Source organism: Pseudomonas sp. TWI628, assembly GCF_039673865.1.
Taxonomy (GTDB): Bacteria; Pseudomonadota; Gammaproteobacteria; order Pseudomonadales; family Pseudomonadaceae; genus Aquipseudomonas.
The window spans coordinates 44439-66378 of sequence record NZ_JBDJMM010000029.1; the positions used below are offsets into that span (position 1 = coordinate 44439).

At 61.8% G+C, this 21940-nt stretch carries 21 protein-coding genes; 15 read left to right on the top strand and 6 right to left on the bottom strand.

Features of this window, described 5'->3' with window-relative positions:
- Positions 1-209 precede the first annotated feature (209 nt).
- The 8 genes from rnr to ABE528_RS21335 all read left to right on the top strand — a co-directional run bounded on the left by rnr (position 210) and on the right by ABE528_RS21335 (position 9768).
- Complete coding sequence (gene rnr, locus ABE528_RS21300) at positions 210-2786, top strand: ribonuclease R (RefSeq protein ID WP_152956986.1); 2577 nt, start codon at positions 210-212, stop codon at positions 2784-2786.
- Entirely contained in the window at positions 2783-3529 is a 747-nt protein-coding gene (rlmB, locus tag ABE528_RS21305; RefSeq protein WP_027920757.1) for a 23S rRNA (guanosine(2251)-2'-O)-methyltransferase RlmB, read from the top strand. The genes rnr and rlmB overlap by 4 nt, the downstream gene beginning before the upstream one ends.
- Positions 3530-3787: 258 nt before the next feature.
- Positions 3788-4213: a 30S ribosomal protein S6 gene (gene rpsF / locus ABE528_RS21310; RefSeq protein ID WP_013974420.1), complete on the top strand. Its 426-nt coding sequence runs from the start codon at positions 3788-3790 to the stop codon at positions 4211-4213.
- Between the two features lie 28 nt (positions 4214-4241).
- A complete protein-coding gene (gene rpsR / locus ABE528_RS21315; protein WP_003249563.1) occupies positions 4242-4472 on the top strand; it encodes a 30S ribosomal protein S18 in 231 nt (76 codons plus the stop codon).
- Between the two features lie 33 nt (positions 4473-4505).
- Positions 4506-5369: a hypothetical protein gene (locus tag ABE528_RS21320; protein ID WP_152956985.1), complete on the top strand. Its 864-nt coding sequence runs from the start codon at positions 4506-4508 to the stop codon at positions 5367-5369.
- Between the two features lie 20 nt (positions 5370-5389).
- The gene (gene rplI / locus ABE528_RS21325) at positions 5390-5836 is read left to right on the top strand and encodes a 50S ribosomal protein L9 (protein WP_012316464.1); all 447 of its coding nucleotides are present in this window, start codon (positions 5390-5392) and stop codon (positions 5834-5836) included.
- A 111-nt stretch (positions 5837-5947) separates the two neighbouring features.
- Positions 5948-7345, top strand: a complete 1398-nt coding sequence (dnaB, locus tag ABE528_RS21330; RefSeq protein ID WP_152956984.1) for a replicative DNA helicase — start codon at positions 5948-5950, stop codon at positions 7343-7345.
- A 119-nt stretch (positions 7346-7464) separates the two neighbouring features.
- Complete coding sequence (locus tag ABE528_RS21335; protein WP_152956983.1) at positions 7465-9768, top strand: YgiQ family radical SAM protein; 2304 nt, start codon at positions 7465-7467, stop codon at positions 9766-9768.
- A gap of 44 nt (positions 9769-9812) precedes the next feature.
- Here ABE528_RS21335 and ABE528_RS21340 read toward each other — a convergent pair whose 3' ends face one another.
- Entirely contained in the window at positions 9813-10400 is a 588-nt protein-coding gene (locus ABE528_RS21340; protein WP_152956982.1) for a TIGR00730 family Rossman fold protein, read from the bottom strand.
- 348 nt (positions 10401-10748) lie between these two features.
- On the opposite strand from ABE528_RS21340, the gene azu reads away from it, so the two are divergent.
- The gene (azu, locus tag ABE528_RS21345) at positions 10749-11195 is read left to right on the top strand and encodes an azurin (protein ID WP_261942484.1); all 447 of its coding nucleotides are present in this window, start codon (positions 10749-10751) and stop codon (positions 11193-11195) included.
- Between the two features lie 43 nt (positions 11196-11238).
- Here azu and nadE read toward each other — a convergent pair whose 3' ends face one another.
- Entirely contained in the window at positions 11239-12066 is an 828-nt protein-coding gene (gene nadE / locus ABE528_RS21350) for an ammonia-dependent NAD(+) synthetase (protein WP_152956981.1), read from the bottom strand.
- A gap of 3 nt (positions 12067-12069) precedes the next feature.
- Positions 12070-13275, bottom strand: coding sequence for a nicotinate phosphoribosyltransferase (gene pncB, locus ABE528_RS21355; protein WP_346654000.1), 1206 nt, complete (start codon positions 13273-13275; stop codon positions 12070-12072).
- Positions 13276-13746: 471 nt separating this feature from the next.
- Between pncB and ABE528_RS21360 the strand changes: the two genes are divergently transcribed.
- From ABE528_RS21360 to ABE528_RS21385, 6 genes are all read left to right on the top strand, one after another.
- On the top strand, positions 13747-14883 hold the full coding sequence (locus ABE528_RS21360; protein ID WP_152956979.1) for a branched-chain amino acid ABC transporter substrate-binding protein: 1137 nt from the start codon (positions 13747-13749) through the stop codon (positions 14881-14883).
- Positions 14884-15037: 154 nt separating this feature from the next.
- A complete protein-coding gene (locus tag ABE528_RS21365) occupies positions 15038-15952 on the top strand; it encodes a branched-chain amino acid ABC transporter permease LivH (RefSeq protein WP_103445874.1) in 915 nt (304 codons plus the stop codon).
- A gap of 2 nt (positions 15953-15954) precedes the next feature.
- A complete protein-coding gene (livM, locus tag ABE528_RS21370) occupies positions 15955-17256 on the top strand; it encodes a high-affinity branched-chain amino acid ABC transporter permease LivM (protein WP_152956978.1) in 1302 nt (433 codons plus the stop codon).
- Complete coding sequence (locus ABE528_RS21375; protein ID WP_085676784.1) at positions 17253-18128, top strand: ATP-binding cassette domain-containing protein; 876 nt, start codon at positions 17253-17255, stop codon at positions 18126-18128. The genes livM and ABE528_RS21375 overlap by 4 nt, the downstream gene beginning before the upstream one ends.
- On the top strand, positions 18125-18841 hold the full coding sequence (locus ABE528_RS21380) for an ABC transporter ATP-binding protein (RefSeq protein ID WP_152956977.1): 717 nt from the start codon (positions 18125-18127) through the stop codon (positions 18839-18841). The genes ABE528_RS21375 and ABE528_RS21380 overlap by 4 nt, the downstream gene beginning before the upstream one ends.
- Before the next feature lie 595 nt (positions 18842-19436).
- Positions 19437-20201, top strand: coding sequence for an SDR family oxidoreductase (locus ABE528_RS21385; protein ID WP_346654001.1), 765 nt, complete (start codon positions 19437-19439; stop codon positions 20199-20201).
- 47 nt (positions 20202-20248) lie between these two features.
- Here ABE528_RS21385 and ABE528_RS21390 read toward each other — a convergent pair whose 3' ends face one another.
- The 3 genes from ABE528_RS21390 to ABE528_RS21400 all read right to left on the bottom strand — a co-directional run bounded on the left by ABE528_RS21390 (position 20249) and on the right by ABE528_RS21400 (position 21940).
- Entirely contained in the window at positions 20249-20500 is a 252-nt protein-coding gene (locus ABE528_RS21390; protein WP_346654002.1) for a hypothetical protein, read from the bottom strand.
- A 27-nt stretch (positions 20501-20527) separates the two neighbouring features.
- The gene (locus ABE528_RS21395; protein ID WP_346654003.1) at positions 20528-20776 is read right to left on the bottom strand and encodes a hypothetical protein; all 249 of its coding nucleotides are present in this window, start codon (positions 20774-20776) and stop codon (positions 20528-20530) included.
- 72 nt (positions 20777-20848) lie between these two features.
- Complete coding sequence (locus ABE528_RS21400) at positions 20849-21940, bottom strand: AGE family epimerase/isomerase (RefSeq protein WP_346654004.1); 1092 nt, start codon at positions 21938-21940, stop codon at positions 20849-20851.

Consider the following 21940-nt stretch of genomic DNA (forward strand, 5'->3'; position numbering starts at 1 on the left):
CCGTCGTTGTGGTGCGCACTATACGGACGGTCCGGGGGGCTGTAAACCCCCCAGGCAAAAAAAATTTCAAAAAATTCAACTTGTTGATTCCGAAGGCCTATTGCCCCTCTCTATACACAGCAGCGGGGGCTGTCCAAGGCTGACATTTCCGGTTTCAATACACACATGCCAGAATTCATATCTATATACCCCAAGGTGAACCCCTTCTGATGGCCGATTGGCAATCCCTCGATCCCGAGGCCGCTCGCGAAGCGGAAAAATACGACAACCCCATTCCCAGCCGTGAGCTGATCCTGCAGCGCCTCGCCGACCGTGGCGAACCGGCCGCGCGCGAGGAGCTGGCGGCAGAGTTCGGTCTCCATGAAGAAGACCAGATCGAAGCCCTGCGCCGCCGCCTGCGTGCCATGGAGCGTGACGGCCAGCTTATCTATACCCGGCGCGGCACTTATGCCCCGGTGGACAAGCTCGACCTGATCTGCGGACGTGTCTCTGGCCACCGCGATGGTTTCGGCTTCCTGATCCCCGATGACGGCAGCGACGACCTGTTCCTCAGCCCGTCGCAGATGCGCCTGGCATTCGACGGTGACCGTGGCCTGGCCCGTGTTTCCGGCGTTGACCGCCGTGGCCGCCGTGAGGGCGTGCTGGTCGAAATCATTTCCCGCGCCCATGAGAGCGTGGTCGGCCGCTACTTCGAAGAAGGCGGCATCGGCTACGTGACCCCGGACAACCCGAAGATCCAGCAGGAAGTGCTGGTGACCGCCGGGCGTAACGGTGGCGCCAAGATCGGCCAGTTCGTCGAAATCAAGATTACCCACTGGCCGACGCCGCGCTTCCAGCCGCAGGGTGATGTGGTCGAGGTGATCGGCAACTACATGGCGCCGGGCATGGAAATCGACGTTGCCCTGCGCAGCTACGACATTCCGCATGTCTGGCCCAACGATGTGGTCAAGGAAGCGCGCAAATTCCGCTCCGAAGTCGAAGAGAAGGACAAAGAGAAGCGCATCGACCTGCGTCACCTGCCGTTCGTCACCATCGACGGCGAGGATGCCCGCGACTTCGATGACGCCGTCTACTGCGAACCGCTGGGCAAGCTGCGCATGTTCTCTGGCGGCTGGCGCCTGTATGTGGCAATTGCTGACGTATCCAGCTACGTACGCCTGGGCTCGGCCCTGGACAACGAAGCCCAGCAACGCGGCAACTCGGTGTACTTCCCCGAGCGCGTGGTGCCGATGCTCCCCGAGGAGCTGTCCAACGGCCTGTGCTCGCTGAACCCACACGTCGACCGCCTGGCCATGGTCTGTGAAATGACCATCAACAAAGCCGGCCAGATGGTCGACTACCAGTTCTACGAAGGCGTTATCCACTCCCACGCCCGCCTGACCTACAACAAGGTCAGCAGCATGCTCGAGCATGCCCGTACCCGTGAGGGCAAGGCGCTGCGCGAGGAGTACAAGGAGGTCGTGCCGGACCTCAAGAACCTGTACAACCTGTACAAGGTGCTGCTGGATGCCCGTCACGCCCGGGGTGCCATCGATTTCGAGACCCAGGAAACCCGCATCATCTTTGGTGACGAGCGCAAGATCGCGGAAATCCGCCCGACCGTGCGCAACGATGCCCACAAGCTGATCGAAGAATGCATGCTGGCGGCCAACGTCGCCACCGCCGCGTTCCTGCAGAAGCACGAAGTACCTGCCCTTTACCGCGTGCACGACGGCCCGCCGCCGGAGCGCCTGGAAAAACTGCGCGCCTTCCTTGGCGAGCTGGGCCTGACCCTGCACAAGGGCAAGGACCCGTCGCCGAAGGACTACCAGGCCCTGCTGGCGAGCATCGCCGGGCGCCCGGACTTCCACCTGATCCAGACTGTGATGCTGCGCTCGCTGAGCCAGGCGGTGTACAGCACCGACAACAACGGCCACTTCGGCTTGAATTACGAGGCGTACACCCACTTCACCTCGCCGATCCGCCGTTACCCGGACCTGCTGGTGCACCGCGCCATCCGCAGCGTCATCCGTTCCAAGGTCGATACCCCGCACGTCAAGCGTGCCGGCGCCATGAGCATCCCCAAGGCGCGTATCTACCCGTACGACGTGAATGCCCTCGACCAACTCGGCGAGCAGTGCTCGATGACCGAACGCCGCGCCGACGAGGCCACCCGTGACGTGGTCAACTGGCTCAAGTGCGAGTTCATGAAGGACCGCGTGGGCGAGACCTTCCCGGGTGTGATCACCGCGGTCACCGGTTTCGGCCTGTTCGTCGAGCTGACCGACATCTATGTGGAAGGCCTGGTGCACGTCAGTGCGCTGCCGGGCGACTACTACCACTTCGACCCGGTGCATCACCGCCTGTCGGGTGAGCGTACCGGGCGCAGCTTCCGCCTCGGCGACACCATCGAGGTCAAGGTCATGCGCGTCGACCTCGACGAGCGCAAGATCGACTTCGAAGTCTCCGAGCAGCAGCTCAGTGCGCCGATCGGGCGCAAGGGGCGTGGTGCAGCTGCGCCCGTCGCCGAGAAGTCCGAGCCAGTGGTCGAAGCCAAGGCCACGCCAAAACCGCGCAGCCGCAAGAGCGAAGCCGCCGAGGCGTACTTCCCGAAAGACGCCGTGCAGCGCAACGCCGAAGTGCGCAAGAGCCGTGAAATGAAAAAGGCACTGATGAGCGACGCGCGCACCAGTGGCCATGCCAGCAGCAAGTCGGACAAGGGCGGCAAGCCGTCCGGCAAGCCGACCAAGCACCGTAAAGGCCCGCCGAAGTCCGGTGCGCCACGCAAGAGCAAGAGCAAGCCATGAGTCAGCTGGAAAAGATCTACGGCGTGCACGCCGTGCAGGCATTGCTGCAGCACCATCCGAAGCGGGTCAAGCAGATCTGGCTGTCGGAAGGGCGCAGCGAGCCACGCATCCAGGCGCTGCTGGAGCTGGCCGCGGAAAACCGCGTGCCGGTCGGCCAGGCCGAGCGCCGTGAGCTGGATGCCTGGGTCGAAGGCGTGCACCAGGGCGTGGTTGCCGAGGTCAGCCCGAGCCAGGTGTGGGGCGAGTTGATGCTCGAGGAGTTGCTCGAGCGCAGCGAAACGCCGCCCCTGATCCTGGTGCTGGACGGCGTGACCGACCCGCACAACCTTGGCGCTTGCCTGCGCACCGCCGATGCGGCCGGTGCCACGGCAGTGATTGTGCCCAAGGACAAGTCGGCAACCCTCACGCCGGTAGTGCGCAAGGTGGCCTGCGGCGCGGCAGAAGTGATTCCGCTGGTGGCCGTGACCAACCTGGCGCGCACCCTGGAAAAACTGCAGCAGCGTGGCCTGTGGGTGGTGGGCACAGCTGGCGAGGCTGAGCAGGAGATCTACCAGCAGGACCTGACCGGCCCGCTGGTGATGATCATGGGCGCGGAAGGCAAGGGTATGCGCCGGCTGACCCGTGAGCATTGCGATTTTCTGGTGAAGTTGCCGATGAGCGGCAGCGTCAGCAGCCTGAACGTGTCGGTGGCCACGGGCGTCTGCCTGTTCGAGGCCGTGCGCCAGCGTCAGGCCAAGCGCTGATCTTCAGCCTGTGCTGGCCCTTTCGCGGGTTATCGTGGCGTCGAGCCACCGCGAAAGGGCCGGCAGCTGGTGAATATGTATCAGGCTGTTCAAATAATCACCAATCACCTTGCTTGTGCGCCCCGCCTTCTCTACAATTGCGCCCCTTGCCGAGCTGGCAGGCGCACATGTGCCTCCCCTCCGTGCAAGACATACAGTGTCATTCACTCCTTGTCTGACCAGATTCGCTGGCAGACTACTAACCCGTAAGGAGCATTCATGCGTCATTACGAAATCATCTTCCTGGTTCACCCGGACCAGAGCGAGCAAGTCGGCGGCATGGTTGAGCGTTACACCAAGCTGATCGAAGAAGATGGCGGCAAGATTCACCGCCTGGAAGACTGGGGCCGTCGTCAACTGGCCTACGCAATCAACAATGTTCACAAGGCTCACTACGTGATGCTGAACGTTGAGTGCACCGGCAAGGCCCTGGCCGAGCTGGAAGACAACTTCCGCTACAACGATGCCGTTATCCGTAACCTCGTCATCCGTCGCGACGAAGCCGTAACCGGCCAGTCCGAGATGCTGAAGGCTGAAGAAAACCGCAGCGAGCGCCGTGAGCGTCGTGAGCGTCCTGAGCATGCTGAATCCGCCGACGGCGACGACAGCAATGACAGCGACTCCAGCGATAACGCTGACGAGTAATCCACGGACCTTTAGAGGAGCCTATTAAATGGCACGTTTCTTCCGTCGTCGTAAATTCTGCCGCTTCACTGCTGAAGACGTGAAAGAGATCGACTTCAAAGATCTCAACACCCTGAAAGCTTACGTATCCGAAACCGGCAAGATCGTTCCAAGCCGTATCACCGGTACCAAAGCTCGTTATCAGCGTCAGCTGGCTACCGCTATCAAGCGCGCCCGCTTCCTGGCCCTGCTGCCCTACACCGACAGCCACGGCCGCTGAGACCGGGTCGTCGACAAGCAGTAAGGGATTAGCATGCGAGCGTTAGCAAGTTTCATCATGCGCGGTCGTGTGCAGGCCACCCTGGTGGTGGTCATCAGCGCGGTACTGCCGCTGCTGTTCTGGTTGAGTGCCGCTGCCGGCAGCCTTGTGCTGCTGCGGCGTGGGTTCAAGGATGCTTCAACGGTCATCGCCGGCGGCCTGCTGGCCGGGCTGGCCGTGTGGTTCATGGGCGATCCGATCACCTTCCTGGTGATTGCCGGTGCCCTGAGCCTGGCCGCGCTGTTGCGCGCCGAGCATCCCTGGAGCCGTGTGCTGGTCGCCAGTGCCGTGTTTGCCGTGGTTTTCAGCCTCGTGCTCGACATGGCATTGGCGCAGACCTTCGATGTGCTGGCCAAGGCGTTTGCCGAAGCCATGCCAAAAATCGAAGGGGAGCCGGTGCTCTCCGGTGAGCTGATCCGCCCTGTGCTGGTCGCTTCCACAGCAGTGACGGTGCAATTGTTCAGCGTGTTGGCCCTGGTGCTGGCGCGTTATTGGCAGGCAGCGTTGTACAACCCTGGAGGCTTCGGTCGCGAGTTTCGCGAACTGAAGTTGCCGAAACAGACCATGGCGGTCTTGGTGGCAGTGATGGTGGTGGCTCCGTTTATCGGGTCGCAGTTCATCATCCTGGCATCGGCGTCGAGCCTGGTTCTGGTGCTGGCCGGCATCGCCTTGATGCACGGGCTGGTGGCACAGGGGCGACTGGCCGGTTTCTGGCTGGTGGGCATGTACGTGACGTTGCCGCTGATCATGCAGCTGATCTACCCGTTGCTGATGGTCCTGGCCATTGTCGACAGCCTGATTGATTTTCGCGGTCGCAAGTCCCCTCCGGGGAAAGACTCCGCGAACGGTGAAGGTTAAAAGTTAAGAGGTTTTACCAAATGGAACTGATCCTGCTGGAAAAAGTCGCTAACCTGGGCAACCTGGGCGACAAAGTTAAAGTTAAGGCTGGTTACGGCCGTAACTTCCTGCTGCCATTCGGCAAGGCCACCGTTGCCAACGCCGCCAACCTGGCTGCGTTCGAAGAGCGTCGCGCCGAGCTGGAAAAAGCAGCAGCTGACCGTAAATCGTCGGCTGAAAGCCGCGCTGCCCAACTGGCCGAGCTGGAAGTGACCATCACTGCCACCGCTGGCGACGAAGGCAAGCTGTTCGGTTCGATCGGCACCCACGACATCGCTGACGCCCTGACCGCCTCCGGCGTTGAAGTGGCCAAAGCTGAAGTGCGTCTGCCGAACGGCACCATCCGTCAGGTTGGCGAATACGACGTAGCCGTGCACCTGCACAGCGACGTTGAAGCCACTGTACGTGTGGTCGTCGTAGCTGCCTAAGCTGCGCTGACTGGTGGTCCCTTTCGGGATAGCCGGTTAACATCGGGCACGGTCCTGTTCATTCAGGCCGTGCCCTTTGTCTTTTTCATCCTCCAGAATTCTTTCGTGGCCATGAACGAGATCATCAACTCCGAACAGCTCGACCTGCAAACCGCTGCCCTGAAGGTGCCGCCGCATTCCATCGAGGCCGAACAGGCCGTGCTCGGTGGCCTGATGCTGGACAACAATGCCTGGGAGCGGGTGCTGGACCAGGTGTCGGATGGCGATTTCTACCGGCATGACCACCGCCTGATCTTCCGTGCCGTGCAAAAGTTGGCCGACGCCAACCAGCCATTCGACGTGGTGACTCTGCACGAGCAGCTGGACAAGGAAGGCCTGTCGTCACAAATCGGCGGCCTGGCGTACCTGGCCGAGCTGGCCAAGAACACCCCGTCGGTGGCCAACATCAAGGCCTACGCCGCGATCATTCGCGAGCGGGCGACCCTGCGCCAACTGATCAGCATCAGTACCGACATCGCCGATAACGCCTTCAACCCACAAGGGCGCAACGCCGCAGAAATCCTCGACGATGCCGAGCGGCAGATCTTCCAGATCGCCGAGGCACGGCCGAAAACCGGCGGCCCGGTGGGCGTCAACGAACTGTTGACGATGGCCATCGACCGTATCGACACGCTGTTCAACTCCGACAGTGACATCACCGGTATCTCCACCGGTTACACCGACCTGGACGAGAAGACCAGCGGCCTGCAGGCGGCGGACCTGATCATCGTCGCCGGTCGACCGTCGATGGGTAAGACCACTTTCGCCATGAACCTGGTGGAAAACGCCGTGCTGCGCAGCGAGAAGGCAGTGTTGGTGTTCTCCCTCGAGATGCCAGGCGAATCGCTGATCATGCGTATGCTTTCTTCGCTGGGCCGCATCGACCAGACCAAGGTGCGTTCTGGCCAATTGGACGATGACGACTGGCCGCGGCTGACCTCGGCGGTGAACCTGCTCAACGACCGCAAGCTGTTCATCGACGACACCGCCGGCATCAGCCCGTCGGAAATGCGTGCGCGTACCCGTCGCCTGGCGCGTGAGCACGGTGAGATCGGCATGATCATGGTCGACTACCTGCAGCTGATGCAGATCCCGGGTTCGTCCGGTGACAACCGGACCAACGAGATTTCCGAAATCTCCCGTTCCCTCAAGGCCCTGGCCAAGGAATTCAACTGCCCGGTCATCGCCCTGTCGCAGCTGAACCGCTCTCTGGAACAGCGACCGAACAAACGCCCGGTGAACTCCGACTTGCGTGAATCCGGTGCAATCGAGCAGGACGCCGACGTCATCATGTTCGTCTACCGCGACGAGGTGTATCACCCCGAGACCGAGCACAAGGGTGTGGCGGAAATCATCATCGGCAAGCAGCGTAACGGCCCCATCGGCTTCGTGCGCCTGGCGTTCATCGGCAAATACACCCGCTTCGAGAACCTGGCGCCGGGGATGTACAACTTCGACGACGACGAGTAAGGGCTCCCACAGGGTTCCCTATGCCTCCCATGAATCCGACAACCACCGTCGGATTTGGTCAAAATTTGTGCTATATTCCGCGCCCGCGATTTCCCTGCACACCAGAACCGGTCACTGACATGCAAGCAGCCAAACCACTCTACGACTATCCCAAGTACTGGGCCGAATGCTTCGGGCCAGCACCTTTCCTGCCGATGAGCAGGGAGGAGATGGATCTGCTCGGCTGGGATTCCTGCGACATCATCATCGTGACCGGTGATGCCTACGTCGACCACCCGTCGTTCGGCATGGCCATCATCGGCCGCCTGCTGGAGGCCCAAGGCTTCCGCGTGGGCATCATCGCCCAGCCGAACTGGCAGTCGAAAGACGACTTCATGAAACTCGGCGAGCCGAACCTGTTCTTCGGCGTGGCCGCCGGCAACATGGACTCGATGATCAACCGCTACACAGCGGACAAGAAGATCCGTTCCGACGACGCCTACACCCCAGGTGGCCTGGCCGGCAGCCGTCCGGACCGCGCCAGCCTGGTGTACAGCCAGCGCTGCAAGGAAGCCTATAAGCATGTGCCGATCGTGCTCGGCGGCATCGAGGCTTCGCTGCGCCGCATCGCCCACTACGACTACTGGCAGGACAAGGTCCGCCATTCGATCCTGATCGACGCCAGTGCCGACATCCTGCTGTTCGGCAACGCCGAACGCGCGGTGGTCGAAGTGGCCCAGCGCCTGTCCAACGGCGAGACCATCGAAACCATCACCGACGTGCGCGGTACCGCGTTCGTGCGCCGTGACACGCCGCAAGGCTGGTACGAGATCGACTCTACCCGTATCGACCGCCCAGGCCGCGTCGACAAGATCATCAACCCGTACGTGAACACCCAGGACACCCAGGCCTGTGCCATCGAGCAGGCCAAGGGCGACCAGGAAGACCCGAACGAAGCCAAGGTGGTGCAGATTCTCGACAGCCCGAGCGTGACCCGGGAAAAGTCAGTGATCCGCCTGCCGTCCTTCGAGAAGGTGCGTAACGACCCGGTGCTCTATGCCCACGCCAACCGCGTGCTGCACCTGGAAACCAACCCGGGCAACGCCCGCGCCCTGGTGCAGAAGCATGGCGAAGTGGATGTGTGGTTCAACCCGCCACCCATTCCGATGAGCACCGAGGAAATGGACTACGTGTTCGGCATGCCTTACGCCCGTGTGCCGCACCCGGCCTACGGCAAGGAGCGCATCCCGGCCTACGAGATGATCCGTTTCTCGGTGAACATCATGCGTGGCTGCTTTGGTGGCTGCACCTTCTGCTCGATCACCGAGCACGAAGGCCGCATCATCCAGAACCGCTCCCACGAGTCGATCCTGCACGAGATCGAGGAGATGCGTGACAAGGTGCCGGGCTTCACTGGCGTGGTCTCCGACCTGGGTGGCCCAACCGCCAACATGTACCGCATCGCCTGCAAGAGCCACGAAATCGAGAAGCACTGCCGCAAGCCGTCGTGCGTGTTCCCGGGCATCTGCGAAAACCTCAACACCGACCACAGCTCGCTGATCGAGCTATACCGCAAGGCCCGTGCCTTGCCGGGTGTGAAGAAGATCCTGATTGCCTCGGGCCTGCGCTACGACCTGGCGGTAGAATCGCCGGAGTACGTCAAGGAACTGGTCACCCACCACGTGGGCGGCTACCTGAAGATTGCCCCGGAGCACACCGAGCGTGGCCCGCTGGACAAGATGATGAAGCCGGGCATCGGCACCTACGACCGCTTCAAGCGCATGTTCGAGAAGTTCTCGAAAGAGGCGGGCAAGGAGCAGTACCTGATCCCGTACTTCATCGCAGCGCACCCAGGCACCACCGACGAAGACATGATGAACCTGGCCCTGTGGCTCAAGGGTAACGGCTTCCGCGCCGACCAGGTGCAGGCGTTCTACCCGTCGCCGATGGCCTCGGCCACGGCCATGTACCACTCGGGCAAGAACCCGCTGCGCAAGGTCACGTACAAGAGCGAAGGGGTGGAGATCGTCAAGAGCGACGAGCAGCGCCGCCTGCACAAGGCGTTCCTGCGTTATCACGATCCGAAGGGCTGGCCGATGCTGCGTGAAGCGCTGCAGCGCATGGGCCGCGCCGACCTGATCGGGCCGGGCAAGCACCAGCTGATCCCGCTGCACCAGCCGCAGACCGACACGTACCAGAGTGCGCGCCGCAAGAACTCGACCCCGGCCGGCAGCCACAAGGTGGGCAAGGATCAGAAGATCCTCACCCAGCACACTGGCCTGCCACCGCGTGGCAGCGATGGCAGCAAGCCGTGGGACAAGCGCGAGAAGGCCAAGGCCGAGGCGTTTGCCCGCAACCAGCAGGCGGCCAAGGAGCGCAAGGAAGCGGCCAAGGGTGGTGGCGGCAAGGGCAAGAAGCCGCGTCAGCCAGTCATTCCTCGTTAACTGATCCAGTTTGGGACCGTTTTGCGGTCCCAGGATGTCAGCCTTCAGTCAGGCTTCTTGTCGACCCACTTCGGCAGCACCGGCGATTCGAACCGCTCCATCCCGTCCAGCAGTTCATCCGCCTGCTGCGCCAGCAGCAACATGGCCCGATGTTGCGGGCGCACGAAGCCTTCTTCGACAATATGGTCGAGGAACCCGCCAAGCTTTTCATAGAAGCCGTTCACATCGAGCAGCCCCAGCGGCTTGGCGTGATAGCCCAATTGCCCCCAGGTCCACACCTCGAACAGCTCCTCCAGCGTACCCAGGCCACCCGGCAGGGCGATGAAGGCGTCGCTCAGTTCGGCCATGCGCGCCTTGCGCGCGTGCATGCCGTCCACCACTTCCAGGCGACTCAGGCCCTTGTGGCCGATCTCGGCGTTCATCAGGCTTTCCGGGATGATCCCGATTACCTCACCGCCGGCCGCCATGGCCGCATCGGCGACGGTGCCCATCAGGCCGACCGCGCCACCGCCGTAGACCAGCGTCAGGCCGCGGCGGGCAATGGCCTGGCCAAGCGCGACAGCCGCTTCACGGTACGCAGGGTTGGCGCCGATGCTGGCGCCGCAGAAGACACAAACGGAACGTACAGGCATTGCTCATCTCCAGTCACTCAAGGCGACAGGGTACGGCGCATGCCCGCCGGTTCCAAGGCCGGTTTCACTCCGGTCGGGAGAATTCGCAACTGGCACCCGTGGCCCCGTGGGCGTAGGCGGCGAGCAGGCTGTTCATGAAACTTGCGAGGGACATTGCGATTGCTCCTGAATGAGAGGTTGTCCCATCGTCTATTAAAAGGGCATGATGTGCCCTTAGATTGGTTGTATACAATCAATTGAACAATTCAACTGGCTGGCCACTTGACACCCCCTTGACCCATATCAGCAGGGGGCTGAACGGTTTCAGGCAGTCTCGCAATTGATAAAACCCTGCCAAGGAGATTCATGATGTTTGCGAAAGCTGTAGCGGTATCCCTGCTGACCCTCGCCAGCGCTTCTGTCTTCGCAGCCGAATGTTCGGTAACTGTCGACTCGACCGACCAGATGTCCTTCAACACCAAGGACATCGTCGTCGACAAGAGCTGCAAGGAATTCACCGTCAACCTGACCCACTCCGGCAGCCTGCCGAAGAACGTCATGGGCCACAACGTGGTCATCAGCAAGGAAGCTGACATGCAGCCGATCGCTACCGACGGCCTGGCCGCCGGGATCGAGAAGAACTACCTGAAGGCCGGTGATGAGCGCGTCATCGCCCACACCAAGATCATTGGCGCTGGCGAGACAGACAAGCTGACGTTCGATGTATCCAAGCTGGCCGCTGATCAGAAGTACGGCTTCTTCTGCTCGTTCCCGGGCCACATATCGATGATGAAAGGCACTGTCACGCTCAAGTAAGCATGCAGTGATAACCGGGGCCGCATGGCGGCCCCGTTCGTTTTCACGGGGCGAACGGCAGTTCGCGCTTGTGCTGGGTCTTGCGGTAGGTAGCGACGATGATGTCGAACGCCTCCTGATCCACCGGCTGCCCATGCAGGAAGGCATCGATCTGCTGGTAGGTCACGCCATGGGAAGCCTCGTCCGGCTTGCCCGGCTCCAGGTCTTCCAGGTCCGCAGTCGGCACCTTTTCCACTAATGACTCCGGCGCACCAAAGCTGCGCGCAATCGCCCGCACCTGGTTTTTCACCAGCCCGCTCAGCGGCGCCAGGTCGCAAGCACCGTCCCCGAACTTGGTAAAGAAGCCCATCACCGCCTCGGCAGCGTGGTCGGTGCCAATCACCAGGCCCGCGCGGGCGCCGGCGATGGTGTACTGGGCAACCATGCGCGTGCGCGCCTTGACGTTGCCGACCACGAAGTCCACCAGGGTCGGCGAGCCGTTCTTCAATTCCACCACTTCCGCCGCCAGCGCGCGCACGGCCGGGGCGATGTCGACGGTGTGCACTTCATCGGCCTTGATCACCTCCAGGCAGGCCTGGGCGTCGTGCTCGTCATGCTGCACCTGGTACGGCAGGCGCACGGCGATGAAGGTGTAGGCCTTGTCGCCGGTTTCGGCGCGCAGCTCGTTGACGGCGCGCTGGGCGAGCAGGGCAGCTGTCAGCGAATCGACGCCGCCACTGATGCCCAGCACCAGGGTCTTGAGCCGGGCGTTGGCCAGGCAGTCCTTGATGAACGCCACGCGCCGGGCGACTTCGGCCTCGAGCGCAGCGGCGTCGGCGAACGGCGGCTGAACCTTCAGCGCCTGGGCAATCTCTTGCTGAACCGCTTGCATGGGTTACTCCTTGCTGGGGACTTTGAATACGTGACGCATGTAGGCGACGAAGTTCTCGTCGCGGCACTGGGTCTTGGCGGCTTCGTCCGAGATTTTCGCCACCGGCGAGCCGTTGCAGTCGGTCATTTTAAGCACGATGTTCATCGGCGCCACACCAGGGATGTCGCAGGTGAGGTTGGTGCCGATGCCGAAACTGACGTTGATGCGACCACGCAGGGCACGGAAGATTTCCAGCGAGCGGGTCAGGTTGAGGCCATCGGAAAACACCAGGGTCTTGGTCATCGGGTCGATACCCAGCATCTGGTAGTGGGCGATGGCTTTTTCCGCCCAGGCCACCGGCTCGCCCGAGTCATGGCGCAGGCCGTCGAACAGCTTGGCGAAGTACAAGTCGAAATCGTTGAGGAAGGCATCCATGGTGATGCAGTCGGTCAGGGCGATGCCGAGCAGGCCGCGGTATTCGCGAACCCAGCAGTCCAGCGCGGCGATCTGACTGTCGATCAGGCGCGGGCCGAGCTGCTGATGGGCCATGATCCACTCGTGGGCCATGGTGCCCAGTGGCTTGATATCCAGTTTCCATGCCAGGTCGACGTTGCTGGTACCGACGAAGCGGCCTGGGAAGTCATCGCGCAGTACCCGCACCACGTCTTCCTGCACGCGGCTGGAAAAGCGCCGGCGGGTGCCGAAATCGGCCACCTGCAGCTCGGCCAGTTCGTCTTCGCTGGCGTGGGCGCGCAGCCAGTCGAACTTGCGATACAGCTGATCTCGGGCATCGGCCAGGCGCATGCGCGGGTGCAGGTGGCGGTTGCGCACTTCGCTGATGATCGCCAGCAGCGGCACTTCGAACAGGATCACGTGCAGCCAGGGGCCTTTCAGGCGCAAGAACAGTTGGTCGTTGTCGATGCCGATGCGCACATAGCGCAGGTTGAAGCGGAACAGGCGCAGAAAGCGCAGGAAGTCGGGCTTGAGGAAGCTGATGCGCTCGAGGAAGGCCGGCTGGCCATCATCGAGGGTGAGGTCGCTGAGCAGTTCCAGCTGGTGGCGAATCTCGCCAAGGTAGGGGCGCAGGTCCTCGCCATTGCGGCAGCGGAATTCCCATTCGACGTCGGCGTCTGGGTAGTTGTGTAGCACGCCCTGCATCATGGTGAGCTTGTAGAAGTCGGTGTCGAGCAGGTTGTGCACGATGCGCTCGGCGAATGCGCTCTCGCTCATCAAAGGGGGCTCCGGAAACGGCGAATGGTGGACATTGTGCCAGTCTTTTCAGTCGTGTTGTGTCTGGGCCGGCCTCTTCGCGGGCAGGCCCGCCCCCATGGAGGCCGCGTAATGGCCAAATCAGGTGATTTTTCCGTGCACCAGCTAGCCTTGAAACAGTGCTGCCTGTAGCAGTCGCGCACCAGCGGTGTGCACTTCGGTGACGTCCACTGTTACAGGGCGGTTGCACGTAAACACTTGCCAGGGTTGCAATGATGGCACTCGACGGTTGCTCCTTGTCTGTACGTGTGGTGGCGCCCGCCGCGTGGCAGACGGTTGCACGCTCAATAAAGAAAAGGCCGTCGGTCGCTTGGGGGCGACCTTTGCAGTGTGTTTTCCCGGAACACAAAACCGATGGCACGGCCCTTGCTCTGAGCACAGGGCTGAGAAGTTGTAGTGCCAACCAAAAAAAAACTCTAGGAGCACCACCTCATGTCGCAGACGTTTTACAAGAAAGGTTTCCTGGCTCTGGCCGTAGCTACGGCACTGGGTGTTTCTTCGTATGTTCAGGCCGACGTCAAGATCGGCGTCGCGGGCCCCATGACCGGAGCCAACGCAGCGTTTGGCGAGCAGTACATGAAAGGTGCGCAGGCAGCGGCCGACAAGATCAACGCCGCAGGCGGCGTGAATGGCGAGAAGATCGTCCTGGTGAAAGGCGATGACGCCTGCGAGCCGAAGCAGGCCGTGGCCGTGGCCAACCGCCTGGTCGACCAGGACAAAGTGATCGGCGTGGTCGGGCACTTCTGCTCCTCCAACACCATCCCGGCCTCCGAGGTGTATGACGAAGCCGGTGTGATCGCCATCACCCCCGGCTCCACCAACCCGCAAGTTACCGAGCGTGGCCTTTCTGCCATGTTCCGTATGTGCGGCCGTGACGACCAGCAGGGTATCGTCGCCGGCGATTACATCGTCGACGTGCTCAAGGGCAAGAAGGTCGCGGTGCTGCACGACAAGGACACCTACGGCCAGGGCCTGGCCGATGCGACCAAGGCTCAGCTGGAGAAGCGTGGCGTCAAGCCGGTGCTGTATGAAGGCCTGACCCGCGGCGAGAAAGACTTCAGCGCCGTGGTCACCAAGATCCGTGCCGCCGGTGCCGACGTGGTCTACTTCGGTGGCCTGCACCCGGAAGCCGGGCCGCTGGTACGCCAGCTGCGCGAGCAGGGCCTGAAGGACGTCAAGTTCATGTCCGATGACGGCATCGTCACTGACGAACTGGTGTCCACCGCCGGCGGCGCCCAGTACGTCGATGGCGTGTACATGACCTTCGGCGCCGACCCGCGCCTGCTGCCGGACAGCAAGGCGGTGGTCGAAGAGTTCCGCAAGAACGGTACCGAGCCTGAAGGCTACACCCTGTACGCCTACGCCTCGCTGCAGGCGCTGGCCGCCGCGTTCAACGGCGCCAAGACGAACAAGGGCGAAGACGCTGCCAAGTGGCTCAAGGCCAACCCGGTCAAGACCGTCATGGGCGAGAAGAAGTGGGACAGCAAGGGCGACCTGACCGTCTCCGACTACGTGGTCTACCAGTGGGACAAGGACGGCAAGTACCACCAGCTGGAAAAACAAAAATAATAACGGCAGCTGGCCCGGACACCGGTCCGGGCCATTGCCCCCGCGGTACCTGTCCTTATTTGGAGACCTGCACGGTTCTGCGCTGCCAGTCCCGTTTCATCCGTGGCTTGTGGTCGTCAGCACTGGTGCAGTCTCGCTCAGGTGAGATTGCGTTATGGATGGTATTTTCCTGCAGCAACTGGTCAACGGCCTGACCCTCGGGTCGGTCTATGGCCTGATCGCCATCGGCTACACAATGGTCTATGGCATCATCGGCATGATCAACTTCGCGCACGGCGAGGTGTACATGATCTCCGCGTACCTCGCGGCGATCAGCCTGGCATTGCTGGCCTATTTCGGTGTCGAGTCGTTCCCCCTGCTGATGCTGGGCACGCTGTTGTTCACCATCGTCGTCACGGGCGTGTATGGCTTCACCATCGAGCGCATCGCCTACAAACCCCTGCGCAACTCCACCCGCCTGGCACCGCTGATCAGTGCCATCGGCATCTCGCTGATCCTGCAGAACTACGCACAGATCAGCCAGGGCGCCCGCCAGCAAGGCGTGCCGACCCTGCTCGAAGGCGCCATGCGCATCGAAGTCGGCACTGGCTTCGTGCAACTGACCTACACCAAGATCTTCATCCTGGTGGCGGCGTTCGTCGGCATGGGCCTGCTCACCTACGTGATCAAGTACACCAAGCTCGGCCGCATGTGCCGCGCCACCCAGCAAGACCGCAAGATGGCCTCGATCCTCGGCATCAACACCGACCGGGTGATTTCCTACGTGTTCGTCATCGGTGCGGTGATGGCCGCGCTGGCCGGCGTGCTGATTACCCTCAACTACGGCACCTTCGACTTCTACGCCGGCTTCATCATCGGTATCAAGGCGTTCACTGCCGCGGTACTGGGCGGCATCGGATCGCTGCCTGGCGCCATGCTCGGCGGGATCATCCTGGGCATTTCCGAGTCGCTGTTCTCTGGCCTGATCAACTCCGACTACAAGGACGTGTTCAGCTTCTCGCTGCTGGTGATGATCCTTATCTTCCGCCCACAAGGCCTGCTGGGTCGCCCGCTCGTGGCTAAGGTGTGAACATGTCGATTGCCAAGATTGCTTCTGCCTCTGAAACCAAAGGTTTCGACATCAAGCGCAGCCTGCTGGAGACCATCGTCGCCGGCCTGCTGGCGCTCATCGTGTTCGGCCCGATCGTCGGCGTGGTGCTCGACGGCTACACCTTCAACGCCGAACCACGCCGGGTGGCGTGGCTGGTCGGCGGGGTGATGCTCGGGCGCTTCCTGCTCAGCCTCTACGTGCAGACCGCCGCCGGGCGGCGCATGCTCGAAGGCTTCGACAGCGGCGGGTCGGGCGTGCACGTCAACGCGCCGGACTACAAGTCGCGGTTGCGCTACATCATCCCGGCGCTGGTGGTGATCGCCATCATCTTCCCGGTATTCGCCAACAAGTACCTGCTGACCGTGGTCATCCTCGGCCTCATCTACGTGCTGCTGGGCCTGGGCTTGAACATCGTGGTCGGCCTCGCCGGCTTGCTCGACCTGGGCTATGTGGCGTTCTACGCCATTGGTGCCTATGGCCTGGCGCTGGGTTACCAGTACCTCGGCCTGGGCTTCTGGAGCGTGCTGCCGCTGGCGGCCATCGCGGCGGCGTTGGCGGGTTGTATCCTCGGCTTCCCGGTGTTGCGAATGCACGGTGACTACCTGGCGATCGTGACCCTGGGCTTTGGCGAGATCATTCGCCTGGTGCTGAACAACTGGCTGTCGTTCACCGGCGGCCCGAACGGCATGCCGGCGCCGTCGCCAACCTTCTTCGGCCTGGAATTCGGCCGCAGGGCCAAGGACGGCGGGGTGCCGATCCACGAGTTCCTCGGCATCGACTACAACGCCAACCTCAAGTTCGTGTTCATCTACGCCGTGCTGTTCATCGTCGTGCTGGCGGTGCTGTACATCAAGCACCGGCTGACCCGCATGCCCGTCGGCCGCGCCTGGGAAGCGCTGCGCGAAGACGAAATCGCCTGCCGCTCGATGGGCCTGAACCACGTGCTGGTCAAGCTCTCGGCCTTCACCCTCGGTGCTTCCACCGCAGGCCTTGCCGGGGTGTTCTTCGCCACCTACCAGGGCTTCGTCAACCCGTCGTCGTTTACCTTCTTCGAGTCGGCGCTGATCCTCGCCATCGTCGTGCTCGGCGGCATGGGCTCGACCGTTGGCGTGGTGATCGCGGCGTTCGTGCTGACCGTGGCGCCGGAGCTGCTGCGCAGCTTCTCGGAGTACCGCGTGCTGCTGTTCGGCGTGCTGATGGTGCTGATGATGATCTGGCGACCGCGTGGGCTGATCCGCATCAGCCGTACCGGTGTGACCCCGCGTAAAGGAGTGGCGCCATGAGCGACGAAATCATTCTCTCGGTCGACAACCTGATGATGCAGTTCGGCGGCATCAAGGCGCTCAGCGACGTCAGCCTGAAGGTCAAACGCAACCAGATCTTTGCCCTGATCGGCCCCAACGGTGCCGGCAAGACCACGGTGTTCAACTGCCTGACCGGCTTCTACAAGGCCAGTGGCGGGCGCATCGAGCTGAACGTGCGTGGCAGCCACACCAACGTCATCCAGCTGCTTGGCGAGCGCTTCCAGGCGGCCGACTTCGTGTCGCCTGCGCGCTTTGCCAACCGCCTGTACTACAAGATGTTCGGCGGTACCCACCTGGTCAACCGCGCCGGCCTGGCGCGGACCTTCCAGAACATTCGCCTGTTCAAGGAAATGTCGGTGGTGGAAAACCTGCTGGTGGCCCAGCACATGTGGGTCAACCGCAACCTGCTGGCCGGGGTGCTCAACACCAAGGCCTACCGCAAGGCCGAGAGCGACGCCCTGGACCACGCGTTCTACTGGCTGGAAGTGGTCGACCTGGTCGATTGCGCCAACCGCCTGGCCGGCGAGCTGTCGTATGGCCAGCAGCGCCGCCTGGAAATCGCCCGGGCCATGTGCACACGGCCGAAGATCATCTGCCTGGACGAGCCGGCTGCCGGCCTCAACCCGCAGGAGACCGAAGCCCTGAGCCGCATGATCCGTGTGCTGCGTGACGAGCACGACATCACCGTGGTGCTGATCGAACACGACATGGGCATGGTCATGAGCATTTCCGACCACATTGTCGTGCTCGACCACGGCAACGTGATCGCCGAAGGCGCGCCGCAGGAAATCCGCCACAACCCGACGGTGATCGCCGCCTACCTGGGTGCCGACGAAGAGGAACTGGTATGAGTGCACCCATTCTCGAACTGAAGGAACTGGACGTCTTCTACGGGCCGATCCAGGCGCTGAAAAAGGTCTCGATGCACATCAACGAAGGCGAGACGGTGAGCCTGATCGGTGCCAACGGCGCCGGCAAGTCGACCCTGCTGATGTCGATCTTCGGCCAGCCGCGCGCGGCGGCGGGGCATATCGTCTACCGGGGCACCGACATCACCCGCAAGTCGTCGCACTACATCGCCTCCAACGGCATTGCCCAGTCGCCGGAAGGTCGCCGGGTGTTCCCCGACATGACTGTCGAGGAGAACCTGATGATGGGCACCATCCCCATCGGCGACAAATATGCCGCTGAAGACATGCAGCGCATGTTCGAGCTGTTCCCGCGCCTGAAGGAGCGGCGCAATCAGCGGGCCATGACCATGTCCGGTGGCGAGCAGCAGATGCTGGCCATTGCCCGGGCGCTGATGAGCCGGCCGAAGCTGTTGCTGCTGGACGAGCCATCGCTGGGGCTGGCGCCGATCGTGGTCAAGCAGATCTTCGCGACCCTGCGTGAACTGGCCAAGAGCGGGATGACCATCTTCCTGGTGGAGCAGAACGCCAACCATGCGCTGAAGTTGTCGGACCGGGCTTATGTGATGGTCAACGGGCAGATCCGCATGAGTGGGACGGGCCAGGAGCTGCTGGTCAACGAAGAAGTGAGGAACGCTTACCTGGGCGGGCACTGAGTCACATCCGGGGCTGCAAAGCAGCCCCATTCACAATGTGGACAACTTGTCGCATATCTTTCTCGAGTCACTCTACGATCCCTTCGCAAGCCCTTGTTTCTACAAGCTGAATCTTTTCCACGATTAATGTGGAACCGCCTGTGGAAAACGTGGTGGCACCTCGCTCTATCCCTTTATTTGCAAGGCCTGCAAGGCTCTGGTCATAATTTGATCAATTGCCCTTTGTGCATGATTTAACGGGCGTTTTCTGCACAGCCAACGCCCCGAGTAGGGCGCTTCAATTCCTGTGGATAAGTCTGTGGGAAAGCATTGGACAGACCGCTCCAGGCGGCATGTTTGAAAGCGTTGCGCCATCACCGAAAAGATATCCACCGACCATAGTGCGCTGAAAGGGTTCCGCGCAGTGGGCAAGTTGCCCCCAATCTGTGGGGAAAGCCTTGTGGATAACATGCGCATAGTTGGCGCCGAGCCCTCTGCCGCAAGGGTTTGCCACACCTGAACAAAAAATGAACAGCGGCCTCAATGGCTTGCTGCCAAAGCCCGGCGCGGGCATGCTGCAAAGCTGTCGATGACAACCTACCGTGAGGAACTGAGCATGACGTCCACCGTATTCATCACTGGCGCGACTTCCGGTTTTGGCGAGGCCACCGCCCGCCGTTTTGCCGAAGCCGGCTGGAAGCTGGTGCTCACCGGCCGTCGCAAGGATCGCCTGGATGCCCTGTGCGCCGAGCTGTCGGCCAAGACCGAAGTGCACGGCCTGGCCGTCGACGTGCGTGATCGCAAGGCCATGGAGCAGGCCATCGCCAGCCTGCCGGCCGGTTTCGACAAGCTGCGCGGCCTGGTCAACAACGCCGGCCTGGCACTGGGTGTGGACGCGGCGCAGAACTGCAGCCTGGACGACTGGGATACCATGGTCGACACCAACATCAAGGGCCTGATGTACACCACCCACCTGCTGTTGCCGCGCCTGATCGCCTATGGTCGCGGCGCGTCGATCCTCAACGTCGGTTCCGTGGCGGGCAACTACCCCTACCCGGGCAGTAACGTGTATGGCGGCACCAAGGCCTTCGTCGGCCAGTTCTCGCTGAGCCTGCGCTGCGACCTGCGCGGCACTGGCGTGCGGGTGAGCAACATCGAGCCGGGCCTGTGCGAGAGCGAGTTCTCGCTGGTGCGCAACAGCGGTGACCAGGCCAAGTACGACGCCACCTACGCGGGCGCCGAACCGATCCAGCCGCAGGACATCGCCGAGACCATCTTCTGGATCCTCAATCAGCCGGCGCACATCAACATCAACAGCCTTGAACTGATGCCGGTGCGTCAGGACTTCGCGGGGCTGTCGATCGACCGCAGCGTGAGGTAATGGAGTATCAGGAGCGAATGCCTATTGGAACTCGCTCCTGATTTGGTTTACTTCACGTCCGATAGGTAAGTCTTCTTGCTGTCGACAAAACCAAGTAATTGGAGAACATCATTCACCGCATCATGAAGACCGAGATCCTCTTTGGTCGCCTTGTTATCCAGCACGCGGCGAAGACTCAAGAGATAACCGAGTTTTCCATTGGCAATGTGATCCAACTTGATGTTTTTTTTATCAATAATCGCTTTTGCCGCTGAGTTTATTTGCTCTTCCAGACGGCTTCTGAGTTCACTCTTGACCATGATCAAGCTCCAGTTGGCATACCGTCGTCAGGCGAAAATTTTGCGTAGATCGCCGCTCTGTTTGATTAATTTCAGCTCGACCAGGACATCATCTACAGCGTCCAGCAGACCTCGGTCAGCATCGGTTCGTGATGGATTCAAAGCGCGTCGCAAACCTATAAAAAACTGAAGTTGCCCGTAGGCAAAATGATCCTGCCTATCTTTTAGATTGCAAATATTCTGCGCGGCTTTGTCAATTTTCGCCTCGAGAAATTTGCTCAAGCTTTCCTTATCCATTTTGGTTCACCGCAATGCTTAGGAGCATTGAGTCTATCAAGGGTGCCGGGAAGCTCGAAACTGACAAAAATGCTAGGTCAACAATCCTTGCAGGCAGGTTTGCAAGTGATAGGGCGTAGTCGAAGGCATGTCATGCCGGCTCACCGCCCCTTCACCATCCCGGCACTCATACCAGCCACCTGCATGCAGGAACTGCTGTTCCATCGCCTTCAACTGGACCAGCAGCTTGGCCTCATTCCCCGAGCGCAACCCCAGTGCCCGCAGGTATTCCGCCTGTGCCCACACCCGCTGGGTCGCATCGAGCACGTTGCCTTCCACATCGAGCATGGCCAGCACTGCCGCATTATTGACCCCGCACAGCTCGGCATAGCCGAAGGCCCGCTCGATGGAGGCATGCAGTGCGGTCCCGCGCAGCAGCGGCGAGGTTTCCAGCAGGTAGAACCATTCGAACTGATGCCCCGGCTCGAACCAGTTATCCACAGCGCCGAGGGGCTTTTCCAGCATCAGCCCGTGTTGCGGCTCGATGAAATGTTCCTGCAGGGCTGTGCACAGTTGCAGCAGCGACTGCTGCACGTGCTCGTCCTCGCGTACCGCCAGCACTTGCAGGAAGGCCTCGGCCAGGTGCATCTGCGGGTTCTGCAGCGGGCCGCTGCCGAGGTCGGCCCAGTCTTCGCCAAGGCTGGCTTCATACAGGCCATCATCCCGGGCAAATTGCTCGTCGACCACTTCCAGGGCGGCGTTGAGGGTGGCTTCCACCAGGCCTTCGCCAACCTTGCCCCAGTAGTGCGCGCACGCGAACACGATGAAGGCGTGGGTGTACAGGTCCTTGCGCCGGTCCAGCGGCTTGCCCTCGGCGTCGATGCTGTAGAACCAGCCGCCGTGCTCGGCATCGTGGAAGTGCTTCTGCAATGAACGGAACAGCGCCGCCGCCCGCTCGGCCGCCCCCGGTTGCCCGATACGGCTGCTGAACAGGTACAGCTGGCGAGCACAGGCCATGGCCCGGTAGCGCTGCACCGGCAACGGACGGTGCTGGGCGTCCAGGGCCTCGTAGGGCAGGGCCATTTCAGCGTTCCAGCCCGGGCCTTGCCACAGCGGCACGATGCGCTCGGCGAAGTGCTGGTTGAAGCGGGCCAGTTCGGGCAGGGTGGGGCGGGGGTTGGGCAT